This is a genomic window from Cupriavidus sp. HPC(L) (assembly GCF_000307735.3).
GTDB lineage: Bacteria > Pseudomonadota > Gammaproteobacteria > Burkholderiales > Burkholderiaceae > Cupriavidus.
In genome coordinates this window covers 1-18,494 of the sequence record NZ_AMPR02000448.1, presented here as the reverse complement: position 1 = coordinate 18,494, position 18,494 = coordinate 1, and the positions used below count along the sequence as shown (strand labels likewise).

At 68.3% G+C, this 18,494-nt stretch carries 15 protein-coding genes; 10 read left to right on the top strand and 5 right to left on the bottom strand.

The window, feature by feature from the left end; all coding sequences use genetic code 11:
• Window positions 1-168 precede the first annotated feature (168 nt).
• The 3 genes from B551_RS22535 to B551_RS22525 all read left to right on the top strand — a co-directional run bounded on the left by B551_RS22535 (window position 169) and on the right by B551_RS22525 (window position 3,693).
• On the top strand, window positions 169-579 hold the full coding sequence (locus B551_RS22535; protein ID WP_006578197.1) for a hypothetical protein: 411 nt from the start codon (window positions 169-171) through the stop codon (window positions 577-579).
• A 377-nt stretch (window positions 580-956) separates the two neighbouring features.
• Complete coding sequence (locus B551_RS22530) at window positions 957-1,415, top strand: (2Fe-2S)-binding protein (protein ID WP_023265065.1); 459 nt, start codon at window positions 957-959, stop codon at window positions 1,413-1,415.
• A 19-nt stretch (window positions 1,416-1,434) separates the two neighbouring features.
• On the top strand, window positions 1,435-3,693 hold the full coding sequence (locus B551_RS22525; RefSeq protein WP_172682490.1) for a xanthine dehydrogenase family protein molybdopterin-binding subunit: 2,259 nt from the start codon (window positions 1,435-1,437) through the stop codon (window positions 3,691-3,693).
• A gap of 141 nt (window positions 3,694-3,834) precedes the next feature.
• Here B551_RS22525 and B551_RS22520 read toward each other — a convergent pair whose 3' ends face one another.
• On the bottom strand, window positions 3,835-5,754 hold the full coding sequence (locus B551_RS22520; protein WP_023265063.1) for a hypothetical protein: 1,920 nt from the start codon (window positions 5,752-5,754) through the stop codon (window positions 3,835-3,837).
• Window positions 5,755-5,978: 224 nt separating this feature from the next.
• Between B551_RS22520 and B551_RS22515 the strand changes: the two genes are divergently transcribed.
• From B551_RS22515 to groL, 7 genes are all read left to right on the top strand, one after another.
• Window positions 5,979-6,269 carry a helix-turn-helix domain-containing protein gene (locus tag B551_RS22515; RefSeq protein WP_006578193.1) on the top strand — a complete coding sequence of 97 codons (291 nt, stop codon included), beginning with the start codon at window positions 5,979-5,981 and terminating at the stop codon, window positions 6,267-6,269.
• Window positions 6,270-6,568: 299 nt separating this feature from the next.
• Window positions 6,569-8,206 (top strand): alpha-amylase family glycosyl hydrolase, encoded by a 1,638-nt coding sequence (locus B551_RS22510; protein ID WP_253281403.1) that lies wholly within the window; start codon window positions 6,569-6,571, stop codon window positions 8,204-8,206.
• 63 nt (window positions 8,207-8,269) lie between these two features.
• Window positions 8,270-9,895 (top strand): alpha-amylase family protein, encoded by a 1,626-nt coding sequence (locus B551_RS22505; protein WP_006578149.1) that lies wholly within the window; start codon window positions 8,270-8,272, stop codon window positions 9,893-9,895.
• Window positions 9,896-9,943: 48 nt separating this feature from the next.
• On the top strand, window positions 9,944-10,342 hold the full coding sequence (locus B551_RS22500; protein WP_006578150.1) for a sensory rhodopsin transducer: 399 nt from the start codon (window positions 9,944-9,946) through the stop codon (window positions 10,340-10,342).
• A 40-nt stretch (window positions 10,343-10,382) separates the two neighbouring features.
• Window positions 10,383-11,360, top strand: coding sequence for a TIGR03885 family FMN-dependent LLM class oxidoreductase (locus tag B551_RS22495; RefSeq protein ID WP_023265061.1), 978 nt, complete (start codon window positions 10,383-10,385; stop codon window positions 11,358-11,360).
• A 304-nt stretch (window positions 11,361-11,664) separates the two neighbouring features.
• The gene (gene groES, locus B551_RS22490; protein ID WP_006578153.1) at window positions 11,665-11,955 is read left to right on the top strand and encodes a co-chaperone GroES; all 291 of its coding nucleotides are present in this window, start codon (window positions 11,665-11,667) and stop codon (window positions 11,953-11,955) included.
• 108 nt (window positions 11,956-12,063) lie between these two features.
• Complete coding sequence (groL, locus tag B551_RS22485; RefSeq protein ID WP_023265060.1) at window positions 12,064-13,707, top strand: chaperonin GroEL; 1,644 nt, start codon at window positions 12,064-12,066, stop codon at window positions 13,705-13,707.
• Between the two features lie 298 nt (window positions 13,708-14,005).
• On the opposite strand, the gene B551_RS22480 is transcribed toward groL, so the two are convergent.
• The 4 genes from B551_RS22480 to B551_RS22465 all read right to left on the bottom strand — a co-directional run bounded on the left by B551_RS22480 (window position 14,006) and on the right by B551_RS22465 (window position 18,396).
• On the bottom strand, window positions 14,006-14,806 hold the full coding sequence (locus B551_RS22480) for a metallophosphoesterase (protein ID WP_023265059.1): 801 nt from the start codon (window positions 14,804-14,806) through the stop codon (window positions 14,006-14,008).
• A gap of 191 nt (window positions 14,807-14,997) precedes the next feature.
• Window positions 14,998-15,981, bottom strand: coding sequence for a type II secretion system F family protein (locus tag B551_RS22475; RefSeq protein ID WP_043442220.1), 984 nt, complete (start codon window positions 15,979-15,981; stop codon window positions 14,998-15,000).
• A gap of 9 nt (window positions 15,982-15,990) precedes the next feature.
• The gene (locus B551_RS22470) at window positions 15,991-17,004 is read right to left on the bottom strand and encodes a type II secretion system F family protein (protein ID WP_006577220.1); all 1,014 of its coding nucleotides are present in this window, start codon (window positions 17,002-17,004) and stop codon (window positions 15,991-15,993) included.
• A gap of 12 nt (window positions 17,005-17,016) precedes the next feature.
• Window positions 17,017-18,396 carry a CpaF family protein gene (locus B551_RS22465; RefSeq protein ID WP_023265057.1) on the bottom strand — a complete coding sequence of 460 codons (1,380 nt, stop codon included), beginning with the start codon at window positions 18,394-18,396 and terminating at the stop codon, window positions 17,017-17,019.
• Between the last annotated feature and the right edge of the window lie 98 nt (window positions 18,397-18,494).

The window sequence follows — 18,494 nt, the reverse complement described above, 5'->3', positions numbered from 1 at the left end:
GGGCGGCGTTTGGCGTGGGGATTGATGCGGCGTTTGGGCGGAGATTGGCGCGGCGATTACCTCGCAGGTCATCGCATTGCGCACGGCCGGCGACGATGATGAAGCCATCGCAACCGCTTCCTCCTTTTCTTCCCTTCGCCTTTCCCCTGACCCCTACGGAGATCGACCATGCAAACCGTCCAACCGACCCGCCTGCTGCGCCATGTTCTTCTCGCCGACGCCATCGTCAGCGGCCTGATGGGCCTGCTGATGGTGTTCGACGCCAACGTGCTGTCGAACTGGTTCGCGATTCCGGCGTCGTGGCTGCGCTATGCCGGCCTGGTGCTGCTGCCCTATGCCGCGATCGTCGGCCTGCTGGCGACCCGCAACCCGATGCCGCGCGCGCTGGTGCTGGCCGTGATCGTCTGCAACGCGCTGTGGGCGATCGACTGCATGCTGCTGCTGGTCACCGGCTGGCTGTCGCCGACCTGGCTGGGCAGCGCCTTCGTGCTGCTGCAGGCCTGGGGCGTGGCGGTGTTTGCCTGCCTGCAGTGGGTCGGCCTGCGCCGCGCGCAGGGCCAGCGCAGCGCGATGGCCTGAGCGACGAAGCTTGGCTCGCACCGGCCTCGAACAACGCCCGCGCATGCGGGCGGCTTTCCTTGTTCAGCGATCCGTGAAGTCACTGGGTCCCCGCGTTCGCGGGGACGACGGTATCGCGGTCACGTCGTCCCCGCGCAGGCGGGGACCCAGCGTCTTTCTCCCCGGCAGAGGCCCAATCTGACACGAAGCTGTCAGCAGCCTTGCACCGCGCTGACAGCGCCGATTTCGGTCCCAACAAACGCGAAACTTTGCACTATGCTTGCGTGGTTTTCGCGCGCCCGGCATTCCGCCCCTTCTCTGCCTCTTTCTCTGCCCCCTTTCGCGGCGCGCGTTGCTGGCGGTCCCAAAAAGGGGCGGCACGACAAGGAACGATCCCCATGACGACGCTGGAAATCAACGGCAAGCCGATGCAGGTCGACGCCGATCCGAGCACGCCGCTGCTGTGGGCGCTGCGCGATCAGCTGCGGATGACCGGCACCAAGTTCGGCTGCGGCATCGCGGCCTGCGGCGCCTGCACGGTACACATGAACGGCCAGCCGATCCGCGCGTGCGTGACGCCGATCTCCGCGCTGCAGGGCGCGCGTATCACGACGATCGAAGGCGCCGGCACCGACAAGGTCGGCCGGGCGGTGCTCGATGCCTGGGTCAGGAACGACGTATCGCAGTGCGGCTATTGCCAGAACGGGCAGGTGATGAGCGCGATCGGGCTGCTGCGCAACAAGCGCAAGCCGACTGATGCCGATATCGATCAGGCGATGGCCGGCAACCTGTGCCGCTGCGGCACCTATCAACGCATCCGCGCCGCCATCAAGGACGCGGCGCGCACGCTGGGCTGATCCGGGGCCGGGAGACATCATGCAAATGCAACGACTTGGAGCGCGGATTGCCGCGCTGTCCGGCGCCGCCGCCGCGGGCTCGCACGATGCGCCGGCAGCCGGCATCGACCGGCGCACCTTCCTGAAGCTGAGCGGCATCGCGGGCGGCGGACTGGCGCTGGGCATCGCGCCGCTGGCAGCGGTCCATGCCGATGAAGCGGCCGTGCCCGCGGCCAAGGGCCCGGCTGCGGCGCCACAGGCCTTCATCGTGATCGCGCCAGACAACACCGTGACGATCGCGGTCAACCGGCTCGAATTCGGGCAGGGCGTGCATACCGCGCTGCCGATGATGCTGGCCGAGGAGCTCGACGTTGACTGGCGCAACGTGCGCGCGGTGCTGGCGCCGGCCGGCGATCCGTACAAGGACCCGGCGATGGGCATCCAGATGACCGGCGGCTCGACCGCGGTCAAGCACTCGTACCAGCAGTATCGCGAGCTCGGTGCCCGTGCTCGCGCGATGCTGATCGCCGCGGCCGCGCAGCGGTGGGCGGTCGAGCCGTCGGCGTGCACCGCCGCGAACGGCGTGGTGACGGCCGGCAACCGCCGCGCGACCTATGGCGAGCTCGCGCAGGCCGCGATGGAGATGCCGGTGCCGCAGCAGGTCGCGCTCAAGGATCCGTCGCGCTTCACGCTGATCGGCAAGCCGACGCCGCGGCTGGATACGCGCGGCAAGCTCGACGGCTCGGTCGGTTTCGGCATCGATACGCAGCTCGACGACCTGAGGGTCGCCGTGGTCGCGCGGCCGCCGCGCTTCGGCGGCAGGGTGCGGCGCTTCAATGCCGAGGCGGCGCGGGCGATCCAGGGCGTGATCGAAGTGCTGGAGGTGCCCACCGACGGCGGCGGCACCGGCGTCGCCGTGGTCGCCAATGGCTATTGGCCGGCCAAGCAGGGGCGCGATGCGCTGCAGGCCGAATGGGACGACAGCGGCTCGACGGTGTCGAGCGCGGCGCTGTTCGAGGAGTACGCGAAGCTGGCGCGCCAGCCCGGTAGAACGCCGCGCGCCGACGCCTTCGACCTGGCCGGGGCCGCGCGCACCGTCGAGGCCGAGTACCGCTTCCCCTATCTGGCGCACGCGCCGATGGAGCCGCTGAACTGCACGATGCGGGCCGAGGTGGCCGGCGGCAAGCCGACCCGCGTCAAGGTCTGGGCCGGCACGCAGTTCCAGACCGTCGACCACGGCGCGCTGGCCAAGGCCTTTGGCCTGCCACCCGAGCAGGTCTCGATCGTGACGATGATGGCCGGCGGCGGTTTTGGCCGGCGCGCGGTGCCGACCGCGGACTATCTGGTGGAGGCCGCGCAGTTGATGCGCGCCTGGGTCGCCAAGGGTCATCGAGAGCCGGTCAAGGTCATCTGGAGCCGCGAGGACGATATCCGCGGTGGCTACTACCGGCCGCTGCATCTGCACCATGCGCGCATCGGCATCGATGCGCATGGCAGGGTGCTGGGCTGGGAGCACGCGATCGTCGGCCAGTCGCTGACGATGGGTTCGCCGTTCGAGGCCTTCCTGGTCAAGGACGGCGTCGACCACACGATGACCGAGGGCATCGTCGACCATGACTATGGTTTCCCGCTGCGGCTGTCGGTCCATCACCCGAAGGTGCAGGTGCCGGTGCTGTGGTGGCGCTCGGTCGGCCATACGCACACCGCCTTCGTCAAGGAGACGCTGATCGACGAACTGGCGACGGTGGCGAAACAGGACCCGGTCGCCTACCGGCTCGCACGGCTCGATCCGGTCAAGGGTGCGCGGCAACGCGCGGCGCTGCAGCTGGCGGCGGACAAGTCCGGCTACGGCAAGCGCAGGTTGCCGGCGGGACACGCCTGGGGCGTCGCGGTGCACCAGTCCTTCGATTCGGCGGTGGCCTATGTGGTCGAGGTCTCGCTGCAGAACGGGCAACCGCACGTGCATCGCGTGACCGCCGGCGTGCATGCCAACCGCGTGATCAATCCACTGTCGGCGCGCGCGCAAATCGAGGGCGGCTGCGTGTTCGGGCTGGCGATGATCCGGCCGGGCTTTGCGATCGAGATCGACAATGGCGCGGTCAGGAACAGCAACTTCGGCGACTTCCCGCCGGTGCGCATCAATGATGCGCCGCCGGTCGAGGTTCACTTCGTGCCGTCCGACGATCCGCCTACCGGACTGGGCGAGCCCGGCGTGCCGGTGATCGCGCCGGCGGTCGCCAACGCGGTGTTCAAGCTGACCGGCAAGCGCCAGCGGCAGTTGCCGTTCGTGATGGCGTAGAGGGTGACGTTGGCGTTGGCTGTCGCGGCATCGCGGGTTGTCGTCCCCGCGCATGCGGGGACCCAGTGGCTTTGAAAGACGCTGGGTTCCCGCCTGCGCGGGAACGACATGATGGCGCTCGGGACGCCGTAGGTGCGTGGATTACAGCGCCAGGTAATGCGCCATCAGTCGCGGCATCGACATCAGCCGCACCGTTTCCGCGCCGTCCGTGCCTGGCAGGGCGACGCGAATCAGGCCGGACTGGTCAGCCGACAGTGCGCCCTGGCGTGCGACCGGGGTGTGCCGCGTCAGCGAGACCGAGCCCGACACCGCGCGCTGCCCAGCGGCCGCATCTTCGATCACCAGCGGCTGCGGCGTATCGATCTCGACGGCCATGCTCATGCCGCGCAGCTTCAGCGCCGCCCTGCCGCTGCCTGTGACCGAACCCGAACCGAAGTCGCTGCTGGCATCGAGCCGCACCTGCATGCCCTGCGTCATCGCAGTGGCGCTGCCGGGCGGCGTCATCATGAAGTACTGGCTGTCGATGCGCACCAGCGGCGTGGTGCCCGCCAGCAGCGGCCCGCTCGCGCTGAGCGGATCGCCGAAGGCGAGCCAGTCGGTCCACATGCCGGCCGCCTGCAGCAGCGGCTGCGCGTCGGTCGCCTTGGTCGGGTCCGGCCGCGACAGCGCGATGTCGAATTGCACCTGACCGCTGGCGCCAAAGACGCCGGGCTCTCCGGCGAAATAGGTCACCGTCATCCGGCCCGAGCGCGCCAGCACCAGGCCGGACAGCGGTTCGCGCGTCAGGCACTGGCGATAGTCCAGCGTGAAGATGTCGCCGTGGTCGAGCACGCCATTGGGCGTGGCGTCCTCGTAGGCGATCGTGACCTCGCCCTGCGTGCGCTCGCCGGCGGCGCAGGGATAGGTCACCGAGCCCCTGGTCCGCGCCTCGTCGAGCCGCGCCGGCGTTTCGGCGCGCAGCAGCAGCGGCAGCGCGGCGGCGCGCATCGTCGCGGTCAGGTCTTCGCTGTCGACCGGCGCCTGGCTGGCGCTTTCCCGGGCGCGCGCTGTCGGATCCGGAGGACTGGTCATATGGGCCTGCATCAGCACCGTGGCGCGGTTGGCGACCGCGCGAATGTCCATCGCGCCTTGCGCGGCAAGCAGATCGATGCCCTGGGCGACGGCTTGCGCGACATAGGCCTGGGTCCAGTCGCTGATTCCCGCCGCCGTGCGGGACGCCTGGCTTTCCCGGATGGCCCTGGCGGCCCAGACCGCGAAGTTCTCGAAGCTGTTGTCGGACATCGGCGACAGGCCGGGGGCGGCCGCGTACTGCCGCTCGCGCAGCGCATGCAGCGTGGCGGCGACGACGCCGCGGGTGTCGGACGGCAGCGCCGAATTGCCCGACAGCGGTTGCGAGATCGGCGTGGGAACGACGCGCGCATAGTCGGCCGGCAGCAGCAACGCCTTGGCGATCTCCGCCTCGAGTTCCTGCTTCAGCTGGTCGATCGCGGCCGTCATTTCCTGCTTGAGGCGCGCGGCCTCGGCCTCGTTCGCCCTCTGGATCGCTTCCTGGTTGGCGCGCAGCGAGCCGACCACCGGCGACGGCAGGTGCAGCAACAGCTCGTCGAGCATGCTGACCGGCTTGGTGCCCTCGACCTTGCAGATGTCGGGGACCAGCGCGCGAACCTTGTCGGCGGCGCTCAGCGCCTGCTGCTTTCCGGTGGCTTCGTCGAAGAACACCGCGGAGGGGCCGCCGCTGACCGTGATCAGCCCCGGGCCGCAATTCGCGGCGGGGATCGTCAGCGTGATCTGGCCGACGTCGCCGATCGTGCCCGAGGCGATGACGCCCTTGCCGTCCAGTCCACCCACCGTGACCAGGCCATGCAACACCGTACCCAGATGCGGCTGTACCGTCAGCGAGTAGGTGGCGGGCGCCGTCGGCGTGCCGTTGTTGCCGCCGGTGTTGCCATTACCGGCCTGGCCGCCGCCACCGTCATCGTCGCCGCCGCAAGCCGCCAGCGTGCCGGCGACGACGGCCGCCAGCGCCCGCAGCGCGATGCGCGCTGTCCTGCCTCGATTCATTTCCCTTCTCCCGTCCAAGGCATCGGAGCGCGCCCGTCGGGGGCGACGGCCCGATGCCGACCCGTTGTCGTGTGTGGTTGTGTGTGGCTCTGTATGGCTCTGCGTCCCCGGTGCGCCGCCATTTCGCGCCGCGCACCGGCGCCGCGTAGGCTAGCACAACGGTTGCGTGTGTCATCCCCCGAACGCGGCTTGCCATTGCAGGATGTGGCGCCTAATGTACGGACATGGACCCCAAGCAGGAAGCCACCTTGAGCTATGCCTTGCTGGCCGATCCGGCGCGCGCCGACATCTGCCGCGCGCTGCTGGAGGCCGGCGATGTCTGCGTGCCGGCCGCCGACCTGGCCGCCGCCGCGGGCCTGACCTTGCGCCGCGCGGGGCGGATCTTCCAGGAACTGCTGCAGGCCGACATCGTGGCGCTGACCGTGCAGGACCGGCAGGTCTGCTACAGCCTGAAGGCACGCCGCGAGATACGGCAGGCCCTTGGCTATATCGAGGACTCGGGGCTGTTGTCCTAGCGTCCTGACGCTTGTCGAAGCCCCGCACCGCCAGCTTCTCCCTTCTCTCCCTTCCCAGCCTTCTTCGCTTCCGCCGGGCACTCTTTTCGCTTCCCGGGCCGTCACGCCGACCGCTTGTCGGAAAAAATTACCGCGGCCGCGCAGGATTTGCGCATCGTGGCGCTGGCGGCGCCGCGCCCATATCGGTTCGCCATCGGACGACACCATGGACGACACCGTGGACGACACCGCGGATGCCGCCAGACGGGCATGGAAGCTGCATCGACGGGCGGATGACAACCGTCTTCGCCCGCGAGCCCATGAATGTGAATGTCCGTGCCACCGCACCGGCCGGCGCCATGCCCGGCCCTCCGCCCGATCCCTCGCAGACTGTGGAAGCAACGCGCGACACCTCGGTCTGGTGGAAGAGCGCCGTGGTCTACCAGATCTACCCGCGCTCCTTCGCGGATGCCAATGGCGACGGCGTCGGCGACCTGGCCGGCATCATCGAGCGGCTCGATCATGTGCGCGCACTGGGCGCCGACACGATCTGGATTTCGCCGATCTATCGCTCGCCGATGGCCGATGCGGGCTATGACATCAGCGACTACTGCGACGTCGATCCGGTGTTCGGCTCGCTGGCCGATGCCGACCGCCTGATCGGCGAGGCCCATGCGCGCGGCTTGCGCGTGCTGCTCGACTTCGTGCCGAACCACACGTCGGATCAGCATCCGTGGTTCATCGAATCGCGCTCGTCGCGCGACAACCCCAAGCGCGACTGGTACATCTGGCGCGACCAGCCGAACGACTGGCGCGCGGCGCTCGGCGCCGGCAGCGCATGGACATGGGACGAGGCTACCGGCCAGTACTATCTGCATCTGTTCCTGCCGCAGCAGCCCGACCTGAACTGGCGCAATCCGCAGGTCGTGCAGGCGATGCACGGCGTGCTGCGCTTCTGGCTCGACCGCGGCGTCGACGGCTTTCGCATCGACGTCGCCCATTGCACCGGCAAGGACCCGACCTTCGCCGATCATCCGCGCTGCCTGGCCGGCGAGCCGCTGGCCGACTTCAACGACGATCCCTACAGCCACGAGGTGCTGCGCGGCATCCGCAAGCTGGTCGACAGCTATCCCGGCGACCGCGTGCTGGTCGGCGAGGTCAATATCCGCTCGACCGCCACCGTGGTGCAGTACTACGGCGCCGGCGACGAGTTGCACATGTCGTTCAACTTCCCGCCGCTCGATGCGCCGTGGGACCCGGTGGTGTTCCGCACCTGCATCCGCGAGGTCGATGCGCTGCTGCAGCCAGCGGAGGCCTGGCCGACCTGGGTGCTGTCGAACCACGACAACGAGCGCCATCGCACCCGCTACGGCGGCTCGATGCGCCGCGCCCGCGCCGCGGCGGTGATGCTGCTGACGCTGCGCGGCACGCCGTTCATCTTCCAGGGCGAGGAACTGGGGCTGCAGGACGTGGTGGTCGAAGCGGGCCAGCGCGTCGATCCGGGCGGGCGCGACGGTCCGCGCGGACCGATCCCCTGGGACTTCGCGCCGCCGCATGGCTGGCGCGCGGCCCGGACCTGGCTGCCGTTCCCGCCCGAGGCCGCCACGCTGTCGGTGCAGTCGCAATGGTCGCAGCCCTCGTCGATGCTGCATCTGTACCGCACGCTGATCGCCGCGCGCCGCGCCAGTGCGGCGCTGCGGCTGGGCAGCTGGGAAGAACTGCCGTCGCCGCCCGAGGTGCTGGCCTATCGCCGCCGGCATGGCGAGGACGAGCGCGTGGTCTGCATCAACTTTGCCGAGCGGCCGCTGCCGGTCGATCTCGACGGCGACTGGCGCGTCGCGATCGACAGCCTGCCCGAAGGGGCGGACCGGCGTTTCGACGGCATGCTGCAGCCCGAGCAGGCCGTGCTGCTGGAGCCGCTGTCGCTGCCGAAGCCATCGCAGCCATCGCAGCCGTAAGCGCTGCGGGCGGTGCAGCCCGGACCGCCCGCTGCCGCCGTTCAACCGTCAGGAGGAGGACCCATGCGTTCGCTCTGGTACCGCAATGCGATCATCTACCAAATCGACGTCAGCGTATTTCGCGACGGCAATAACGACGGATGGGGCGACCTCCAGGGCTTGACGGCGCATCTCGAATACCTGCGCGGACTCGGCGTGACCTGCATCTGGCTGTCGCCGTTCTACCAGTCGCCGTTTCTCGATGGCGGCTACGACATCACCGACCATCTCGCCGTCGATCCGCGCTTCGGCAATCTGGCCGACATGGTGGCGCTGCTCGAGAAGGCCGAAGAGCTCGGTATCCGCGTGATGGTGGAGCTGGTGGCGCACCACACATCGGATCAGCATCGCTGGTTCCAGGAAGCGCGGCGCGACCGCAATTCGCCGTACCGCGACTACTACGTCTGGGCCGACGAACCGGAGGAGACCCACGTCAAGCCGATCTTCCCTACCGTCGAGGACAGCGTCTGGACCTGGGACGAGGAAGCGGGCCAATACTATCGGCATGCCTTCTATTCGCACCAGCCCGATCTGAACATCGCCAATCCAGCGGTGCGTACCGAGATCGAGGAGATCATGTCGTTCTGGCTGCGGCTCGGCGTATCCGGCTTCCGCATCGATGCGGCGGGGCACATGATCGATGGGGCCAAGGAAGCGGACCCGCGCGACGACGGCTTCTGGCTGCTGAACGACCTGCGCGCGTTCGCGACGCTGCGCCGCTCCGACGCGGTGCTGCTTGGCGAGGTCGACGTGCCGGTCGAGGACTACGCTCGCTATTTCGGCAAGGGGCACCGGCTGACGCTGGTGTCGAACTTCTTCCTGAACAACCTGCTGTTCCTGGCGCTGGCGCGCGAACGCGCCGAGCCGATCGAGCGCGCGCTGCGCGAGCAGCCCGATCCGCCCGAGCGCGCGCAATACGCGGTGTGGGTGCGCAATCACGACGAGCTCGATCTGGAGCGCCTCAGCGAGGCCGAGCGCGAAGAGGTGATGCAGCGCTTCGCGCCGGATCCGGACATGCGCGTCTACAACCGCGGTATCCGCCGCCGGCTGCCGCCGATGCTTGACGGCGACCAGCGCCGCATCGCGCAGGTCCATGCGCTGCTGTTCTCGCTGCCCGGCACGCCGATCCTGCGCTACGGCGAGGAGATCGGCATGGGCGAGGACCTGTCGCTGAAGGAACGCCACGCGGTGCGCACGGCGATGCAATGGTCCGACGAGGTCAATGGCGGCTTCTCGCCCGCCGATCCCGAATCGCTGCCGGTGCCGGTGATCCGCGAGGGCCCGTTCCGCTACGACCAGGTCAATATCTACGACCAGTTGCTGCGCGACGATTCACTGCTGGCGAAGACCGGCAAGATGATCCGCGCGCGCGTCGGCATGCCGGAGATCGGCTATGGCGAATGCACGGTGATGGAGGTCGGCTGTCCGTCGGTGCTGGCGCTGCGGCACGAGCTGGACGGGCAGGTGGTGTTCACGTTCGCCAATCTGTCGGACAAGGACGTCGAGGTGAAGCTGCCCGAGGTCGAGGTCGGCGAGCTGCGCGACATGCTGGTCGATGGCCCGTACCCGCCGCCGCAGACCGCGCATACGCTGAAGCTGCGCGCCTACGGATACCGATGGCTGCGGCAGCGGCCGTGCTTCGGGCCGTGATCGGCAGCATCAGTTCGGCAAAGACAGCGACAACCAGGGAGAAACGCGATGGAAGCGATCGGACAACGGCGCTGGGTCATTGCGGAAGGCTATCTGCCGCCGACCGACCCGGCCGCCAGCAGGCAATTGAACAGCCATGAAGCGGCCTGCCTGCTCAATACCGGCGATGCCCCGGCCCATGTCACGGTGACGATCTTCTATGCGGACCGCGAACCCGTCGGTCCGTACCGGCTCACGGTGCCGGCGCGCCGCACCTTGCATCTGCGCTTCAACGATCTGCGCGACCCCGAGCCGATCCCCGAGGACACCGACTACGCCAGCGTGATCGAGTCCGATGTGCCGATCGTCGTGCAGCACACCCGGCTCGATTCGCGCCAGGCCGCGCTCGCGCTGATGACCACGCTGGCCTATCCGGTCCCGGCCTCGGTGTCCGCGGCGTCCGGCTGACCGCGCCGCACCCGATCCCCATTTCGCCCAGGAGTCCGCCATGCCCTTGATCGGCTATCACGCCTCGCACGAACAGTTCTCGCCGGGCGACCTGCTGCGCTATGCGCGCGCCGCGCAGCTGGCCGGTTTTACCGCGCTCAGCAGCTCCGACCACTTCCATCCGTGGAGCGAGCGGCAAGGGGAGAGCGGCCATTCCTGGTCCTGGCTCGGCGCCGCGATGGCGACCGTCGACCTGCCGACGGGCGTGGTCGCCTGTCCGTTCGGGCGCTACCACCCGGCCGTGGTCGCCCAGGCCGCCGCGACGCTGGAGGCGATGTTCCCGGGCCGCTTCTGGATCGCGCTCGGCACCGGCGAGGCGCTGAACGAACACATCACCGGCCGGCCGTGGCCGCCCAAGCCCGAGCGGCAGGCGATGCTGTCCGAGTCGGTGGACGTGATGCGCGCGCTGTGGCGCGGCGAGGAGGTGACGCACCGGGGCAGAATCGTCGTCGATCGCGCCCGGCTGTACACGCTGCCGCAGCGTCCGCCGCCGATCTTCGCCGCCGCGCTGACCGAGCAGACCGCGCGCTGGGCGGGACAGTGGGCCGACGGCCTGATCACGATCTCGGGGCCGCGCGAGACCATGCGCGCGGTCATTGACGCCTTCCGCGAGGGCGGCGGCGGAGGCAAACCCGTGCATATCCAGGCCAAGATCGCCTACGCCGACCCCACGCAGGGCGACGAGGCCGCGCGCCGCATGGCCTACGAGCAGTGGCGCACCAATGTGTTCGACAGCGAGACCGCGGCGAACCTGGCGACCCCGGCCGAGTTCGATGCCCGCGCCCGCACGGTGTCGCCGGACGACATCGAGCGCGCGGTCCGGATCTCCTGCGACGCCGCGCAGCAGGCCGCATGGCTTGCCGAAGACCTGGCGATGGGCGCCGACGCGGTCTTCCTGCACAACGTCTGCGGCAACCAGCAGGCCTGGCTCGACGCCTGCGCGCAGACGGTGCTGCCGCAACTGCGGGGCGGGGTCTGAACCCGCCTCGTTGGCACCCGCTGGCGACATTCGCCTGAAAAAACCGGGCCGCACAATATAAGAGACAATGCCCGCCGGGCCTTGCACCGCGCGGGCCCGGGGCAAATTCGCTGCTTTTGTGCGGGTAAACCCGTATTCAGGCCTCGTCTTGAAAACCCGAAACCCCGTCCCTATAATTAGCACTCGCCGGGTGCGAGTGCTAACAGCGTGCTGTAATCTCCATCCGGCGTCCGATTTCAAGGGCCTCCGCAGTCCCGCGGCGGCCACTTTGCAAATAAATGCTCACTTGTACTAAGGAGTCCGTATGAATCTGCGTCCTTTGCACGACCGCGTGATCGTCAAGCGTCTGGACAACGAAACCAAGACCGCTTCCGGCATCGTGATTCCCGACAATGCTGCCGAGAAGCCCGATCAGGGCGAAGTGCTGGCCATCGGCCCGGGCAAGAAGGATGACAAGGGCGCGTCGATCGCCCTCGACGTCAAGGTGGGTGACCGCGTGCTGTTCGGCAAGTACGCCGGCCAGACCGTGAAGGTGGATGGCCAGGAACTGCTGGTCATGCGCGAAGAAGACATCATGGCGGTCATCAACAAGTGATGTCGCTGTCCGGGCGCCGCGCGTCCGGAACCCCCGGGGCGCACGGTTTCGCCGCTGCGGCGATCGCGCCCGGGACTTTTCCCGTACAGAATTCTGGAGATCTAGAACATGGCAGCTAAAGACGTAGTGTTCGGCGACAGCGCTCGCCACAAGATGGTCGAAGGCGTGAACATCCTGGCCAACGCGGTCAAGGTGACCCTGGGTCCGAAGGGCCGCAACGTGGTGCTCGAGCGCAGCTTCGGCGGCCCGACCGTGACCAAGGACGGCGTGTCGGTCGCCAAGGAAATCGAGCTGAAGGACAAGCTGCAGAACATGGGCGCCCAGATGGTCAAGGAAGTCGCTTCCAAGACCAGCGACAACGCCGGTGACGGTACCACCACCGCGACCGTGCTGGCCCAGTCGATCGTGCGCGAAGGCATGAAGTACGTTGCCGCCGGCATGAACCCGATGGATCTGAAGCGCGGCATCGACAAGGCCGTGGGCGCCGCCGTGGAAGAGCTGAAGAAGCTGAGCAAGCCGACCACGACCAGCAAGGAAATCGCCCAGGTTGGCGCGATCTCGGCCAACAGCGACGAAGTGATCGGCAAGCTGATCGCCGAAGCGATGGACAAGGTCGGCAAGGAAGGCGTGATCACCGTCGAAGACGGCAAGTCGCTGGCCGACGAGCTGGAAGTCGTCGAGGGCATGCAGTTCGACCGCGGCTACCTGTCGCCGTACTTCATCAACAACCCGGACAAGCAAGTCGTCCAGCTCGACAACCCGTTCGTGCTGCTGTTCGACAAGAAGATCTCGAACATCCGCGACCTGCTGCCGGTGCTGGAGCAAGTGGCCAAGTCGAGCCGTCCGCTGCTGATCATCGCCGAAGACGTCGAAGGCGAAGCGCTGGCGACCCTGGTGGTCAACAACATCCGTGGCATCCTGAAGACCGCCGCCGTCAAGGCGCCTGGCTTCGGCGACCGCCGCAAGGCCATGCTGGAAGACATCGCCATCCTGACCGGCGGCACCGTGATCGCCGAGGAAGTCGGCCTGACGCTGGAAAAGGCCACGCTGCAAGACCTGGGTCAAGCCAAGCGTGTCGAGATCGGCAAGGAAAACACCATCATCATCGACGGTGCCGGTGACGCCGCCGCGATCGAAGGCCGTGTCAAGCAGATCCGCGCCCAGATCGAGGAAGCGACCTCGGACTACGACCGCGAGAAGCTGCAAGAGCGCGTGGCCAAGCTGGCCGGCGGTGTTGCGGTGATCAAGGTTGGTGCCGCCACCGAAGTCGAAATGAAGGAAAAGAAGGCACGCGTCGAAGACGCGCTGCACGCCACCCGCGCTGCCGTTGAAGAAGGCATCGTCCCGGGCGGCGGCGTGGCCCTGCTGCGTGCCCGCGCTGCGATCTCGAGCCTGACCGGCGAGAACCCCGACCAGAACGCCGGCATCAAGATCGTGCTGCGCGCGATGGAAGAGCCGCTGCGCCAGATCGTGCTGAACGCCGGCGAAGAAGCCTCGGTCGTCGTGGCCAAGGTCATCGAGGGCAACGGCAACTTCGGCTACAACGCCGCCAGCGGCGAGTACGGCGACCTGGTCGAGATGGGCGTGCTGGATCCGACCAAGGTGACCCGCACCGCGCTGCAGAACGCCGCTTCGGTCGCATCGCTGATGCTGACCACCGACTGCGCGATCGCCGAAACGCCGAAGGAAGAGTCGGCGCCGGCAATGCCGGGCGGCATGGGTGGCATGGGCGGCATGGACGGCATGATGTAATCACGCCGGCCGTCGGCTTCGGCCGACTGCCCTGACTGCCGAGACGGCGTGAGTCGTCGCCTCAGTCGAAACCCCCACGGGTGCAAGCCCGTGGGGGTTTTTTGTTTTGGGCTCGTGTCGATCGTCTCGCGCCGTTTTTCTCGCCTCTCCCGCTTGCGGAAGAGGGGCGGGGGAGAGGGCAAGCGGCGGTCGCAATAGCGAGCCGTTTCGGCAATGCCACGGTCGTTTCCCTCTCCCCCAACCTCTCTCCCGCTGGGCGGGAGAAGGGGAGCAAAACCAAGGGAGGAAGGGACAGCGCTCACACCTCGACCACATACCCCCAATCGAACTTCGCGTTCTCCAGCGCCCCGTCGCCGCGCCGCACATAGCCGCGCGGGTTGCAGACGACGCGGGCCCCGTCGACGCGGTAGTCGAAGCTGGTGTGGGTATGGCCGTGGATCCACAGGTCGGCGCGCTGGACCAGATCGGGCCGGCGCGAGATGAAGCCGGCCGACGCGAGATCGTGCGCATAGCGGGGGTCGAGGCTGCCCAGGTCCGGCGCATGGTGGGTGACCACCACGGTCGCGCCGTCGAACGGCGTTTCCAGCTCGGCGGCCAGCCATGCCGACTCGGCCCGGTGCCGAGCCAGGGCATCGGCCGGCGTGAAGCGCCGCAGGCCACCTTCACCATCATCGGTGTCTGCTTCCACCGAGATCAGCCGATGGTCGAGCATCACCTTGGCGCAGGCCTGCATCGCGTCGTCGATGCGCTCGCGGCCGAACAGCGCGTAGTCGGCCCACCAGGTCGTGCCGAGCACGCGGACCGGCGCCTCGCCCGGCAGTTCGAACACCGCCACGCCGGCGGTCAGCAGATGCACCTGCGGATGCGCGGCCGCGGCGGCGGCCAGTTGCGCATCGACCCGCGTGAAGGTGCTGTCGTAGTACTCGTGGTTGCCGGGCACATAGACGATCGGCCCGCGCAGATGACGGGCCGCCCAGTCGATGCCGTCGCGGCCGTTGGCGATGTCGCCGGCCAGCACGACCACGTCGGCATTGCAGTCGGGGACCGACTCGGGGGTATGGTGTTCCAGATGCAGATCGCTCAGAACGCGTAGCTTCATGCCGCCTCCAGCTGGCCTCCAGACGGGCCTGTGCCATCGGAGTGTTCAGCATGCAGCGGGGACGGTCAAGTGCGGACATGGCGGACCGGCACGGCGAACGGACGCGCCAGCGAAAAAAAGCCCGGACGAATCCGGGCGAAGGCTGTCCGCTTTGCCTGGGTGTGATGGCGGGCAGCCGAGGGACTTGCGGGTCAGCCACCCTGTCCGGTCATCGTCGGCAGCAGCACCCGCACAATCTGGATGAAAGCCGGTCCCAGCAGCACCACCAGCAGCGAGGGGAAGATCAGGAAGATCAGCGGGAACAGCAGCTTCAGCGCGATCTTGGCCGCCTGTTCCTCGGCCAGCATCCGCCGCTTGGTGCGCAGCATGTCGGACAGCACCCGCAGCGATTCGCCGAGGCTGGTGCCGAAACGGTCGGCCTGCACCAGCATCGCGGCGAAGCTCTCGACGTCGTCGACGCCGGTACGCAGCGCGAGGTTGGACAGCGCCTTCTCCTTCGAGAAGCCAGAGCGCATCTCCAGCAGCATCAGCTCGAGTTCGTTGGCCAGCACCGGGCAGCGCAGCGACAGCTCGCCGGCGACCCGCATCAGCGCCGCGTCCAGCCCGAGCCCGGCCTCGACGCAGACCGTCAGCAGGTCGATCGCATCGGGAAACTCCTCGAAAACGGCGCGCTTGCGCTGGACGATCCGGCGTGCCAGCACCGCGTTGGGCAGGTAGTAGCCGACCGCGCAGATCGCGATCAGCAGCATCGCGAGCAGTGCGCCGTCGCTGGCCAGCGGCGTGCCGACGGTCGCCACCAGCGCCGCCAGCGGAAGTGCCAGCGCGAGCACGGTCTTGGCGGCGAAGTACAGCGTCGGCGCGGCGGTGCCACGCCAGCCGGCGTTCATGAAGCGTACCCGCAGCGCGGAATTCTCCCAGCCTTCCCGGGGCAGCGCCAAGCGCGACACCGGCCTGGCCCATTCGCTGAGCCGCGCACTCCAGCCGCCGCCGGCCTGCGCCGCGCCCGACGCGGCGCCCGATCCCGCGGTGCCCGCGCCGCCAAGCCGTTCGAGCCGCTCCAGCCGCGCGCGCAGCCGGTTCGGCGAACACACCAGCATCAGCCCGAGCGCCGCACCGAACGCGGCGACGAACACCAGACCGAGCAACAGCCATTGTTGTGTCTGCATGGCTTGCATGATTCCTCCCTATACCCGGATGCGGATGATCTTGCGCATCCACAACACCCCCAACGCCATCATGATCAGCGCCGTGCCCGCCATGCGGATGCCGGCCGGGTCCTGCCACAGCACGTCGAGAAAACCCGGGTTCAGCACCGAGATCAGCCCGGCCGTGCCGAACGGCAGCAGGCCGAGGATCCACGCCGACAGCCGGCCTTCCGCGGACAGCACGCGGATCTTGTCGAACAGCTTGAGCCGCTCGCGCACCAGCCGGCTGATCGTGTCGAGCACCTCGGCCAGGTTGCCGCCGCTTTCGCGCTGGATCAGCACGGCGATCACGAAGTAGCGCAGGTCGCCGACCGGCACCCGCATCGCCAGGCTGGTCAGCGCATCGTCGAGCGAGACGCCGTAGTTGATCTCTTCGAAGGCAAGCCGGAATTCAGGCCCGAGCGGGGCCTTCATTTCCTGGCCGACGGTGCCGAGCGCGCCGGCGAACGAGTGCCCGGCGCGCAGCAACCGGCTGATCATGTCGATCGCATCGGGCAGCTGTGCCTCCATGCGCTTCAGGCGCCGTTGCCGCTGCGCCAGCGTGCGCAGGCAGGGCAGCGCGGCGGCCAGCAGCGCGCCGCCGGCGGCCAGCCAGAACGGCAGCGGCAGCAGCGACAGCACGGCGAACGCGATCAGCAGGCTGGCGGCGCTGAAGCCCAGCAGCTGGCCGACCGACCAGGTACTGCCCGACTGCTGCAGCCAGCGGTCCAATGCGGCCACGCGCGGCACCCGCATCAACAGGCGCTGCATGCGGGGGCTGCCGGCCAGCATCCGTTCCTTCAGGATCGACATCTGCTCGCGGCCGATCTGGCCGCCAGCGGACAGCGCGCGGATACGCGCGTCGATGCGCCGTGCCGATGCGCCATGATGGCTGTTCCACCACAGGTAGACGGCCTCGATGGCCAGCACGACCGCGATGAACAGCAACACGCCGAAGGCGTACAGCGCATAGTGTCCCAGCTGTCCCCACTGTGCGAATGGGCCGAGGTTCATGATCGCTCTCCGTCAGGCCGCGGTGCCCTGGATCTCGAAGCGCCGCGACGGATCGTAGGTCTCGTCCGGCAGTGCGACGCCATAGACGCGCAGCCGCTCGGCGAACTTCGGATAGACGCCGGTGGCGCGAAAATGGCCGCGCACGGTGCCGTCCTGGCCGACGCCGGTGCGCTGGAACGTGAAGATCTCCTGCATGTTGATGACGTCGCCCTCCATGCCGGTGATCTCCTGGATGCTGACGATCTTGCGGCTGCCGTCGCTTAGCCGTGCCGCCTGCACGATCACCGTGATCGCCGACGCGATCTGGTGGCGGATCGCCTTCGGCGGCACGTTCATGCCGGCCATGCTGACCATGTTCTCGAGCCGCGTCAGCGCATCGCGCGGCGTGTTGGCGTGGATCGTGGTCAGCGAACCTTCGTGGCCGGTGTTCATCGCATTGAGCATGTCCAGCGCCTCGGCGCCGCGCACCTCGCCGAGGATGATCCGGTCAGGCCGCATCCGCAGCGCATTGCGCACCAGCGAGCGCTGCGTGATCTCGCCCTTGCCCTCGATATTGGGCGGGCGCGTCTCCAGACGCAGCACGTGGGGCTGGCGCAATTGCAGTTCGGCGGCATCCTCGATGGTGACCACGCGCTCGTCGATCGGGATGAAGCCGGACACGATGTTCAGCAGCGTGGTCTTGCCGCTGCCGGTGCCGCCCGATACCAGCAGGTTGACCTTGGCGTGCGCCAGCGCCTGCAGCAGCTGGGCCATCGGCGGCGTCAGGCTCTGGTACGCGACCAGGTCGGCGACCTGCAGCGGATTGACGGCGAAGCGCCGGATCGACAGCAGCGGCCCGTCGATCGCCGACGGCGGGATGATCGCATTGACGCGGGAGCCGTCGGGCAGCCGCGCATCGACCATCGGGCTGGTCTCGTCGATGCGGCGCCCGACGCGCGACACGATCTTCTCGATGACCTTCATCAGATGCGCGTCGTCGTAGAACGTGATGTCGGTCAGTTCCAGCTTGCCGCGGCGCTCGACATAGGTCTGGCGCGCGGTATTGACCAGGATGTCGGACACCGTCGGATCGCGCAGCAGCGGCTCGAGCGGACCGAAGCCGAACATTTCGTCGTAGATCTCGCCGATCAGCTGGCGGCGCTCGGCATCGTTGAGCAGGACCTTGTCCTCGTCGACGATCGCGCCGACCAGCAGGCCGATCTCGTGCCGGACCTGTTCGAGCGGAATATGCGCAAGCCGTTCCAGTTCGACCCGTTCGAGCACGGTCTCGTGCACGGTGCGCTTGAGCGCGCGGTAGCCGGTACCGGCGGGCAGCGCGGTGGCCGCGTGGCCGTTGACGGACAGGGCGGCAAAGCCCGGGCTGGCGTTCGACAGTTGTTCGCGGATCGACATGGCGGTCTCCGGCTAGAGTGGTTGGCGTGCGCGTTGCGTGTTGGCGAGCGATCGGCGCCGCTCAGGCGGCCTTGACCCGCAGCAGCAGCCGGCGCAGC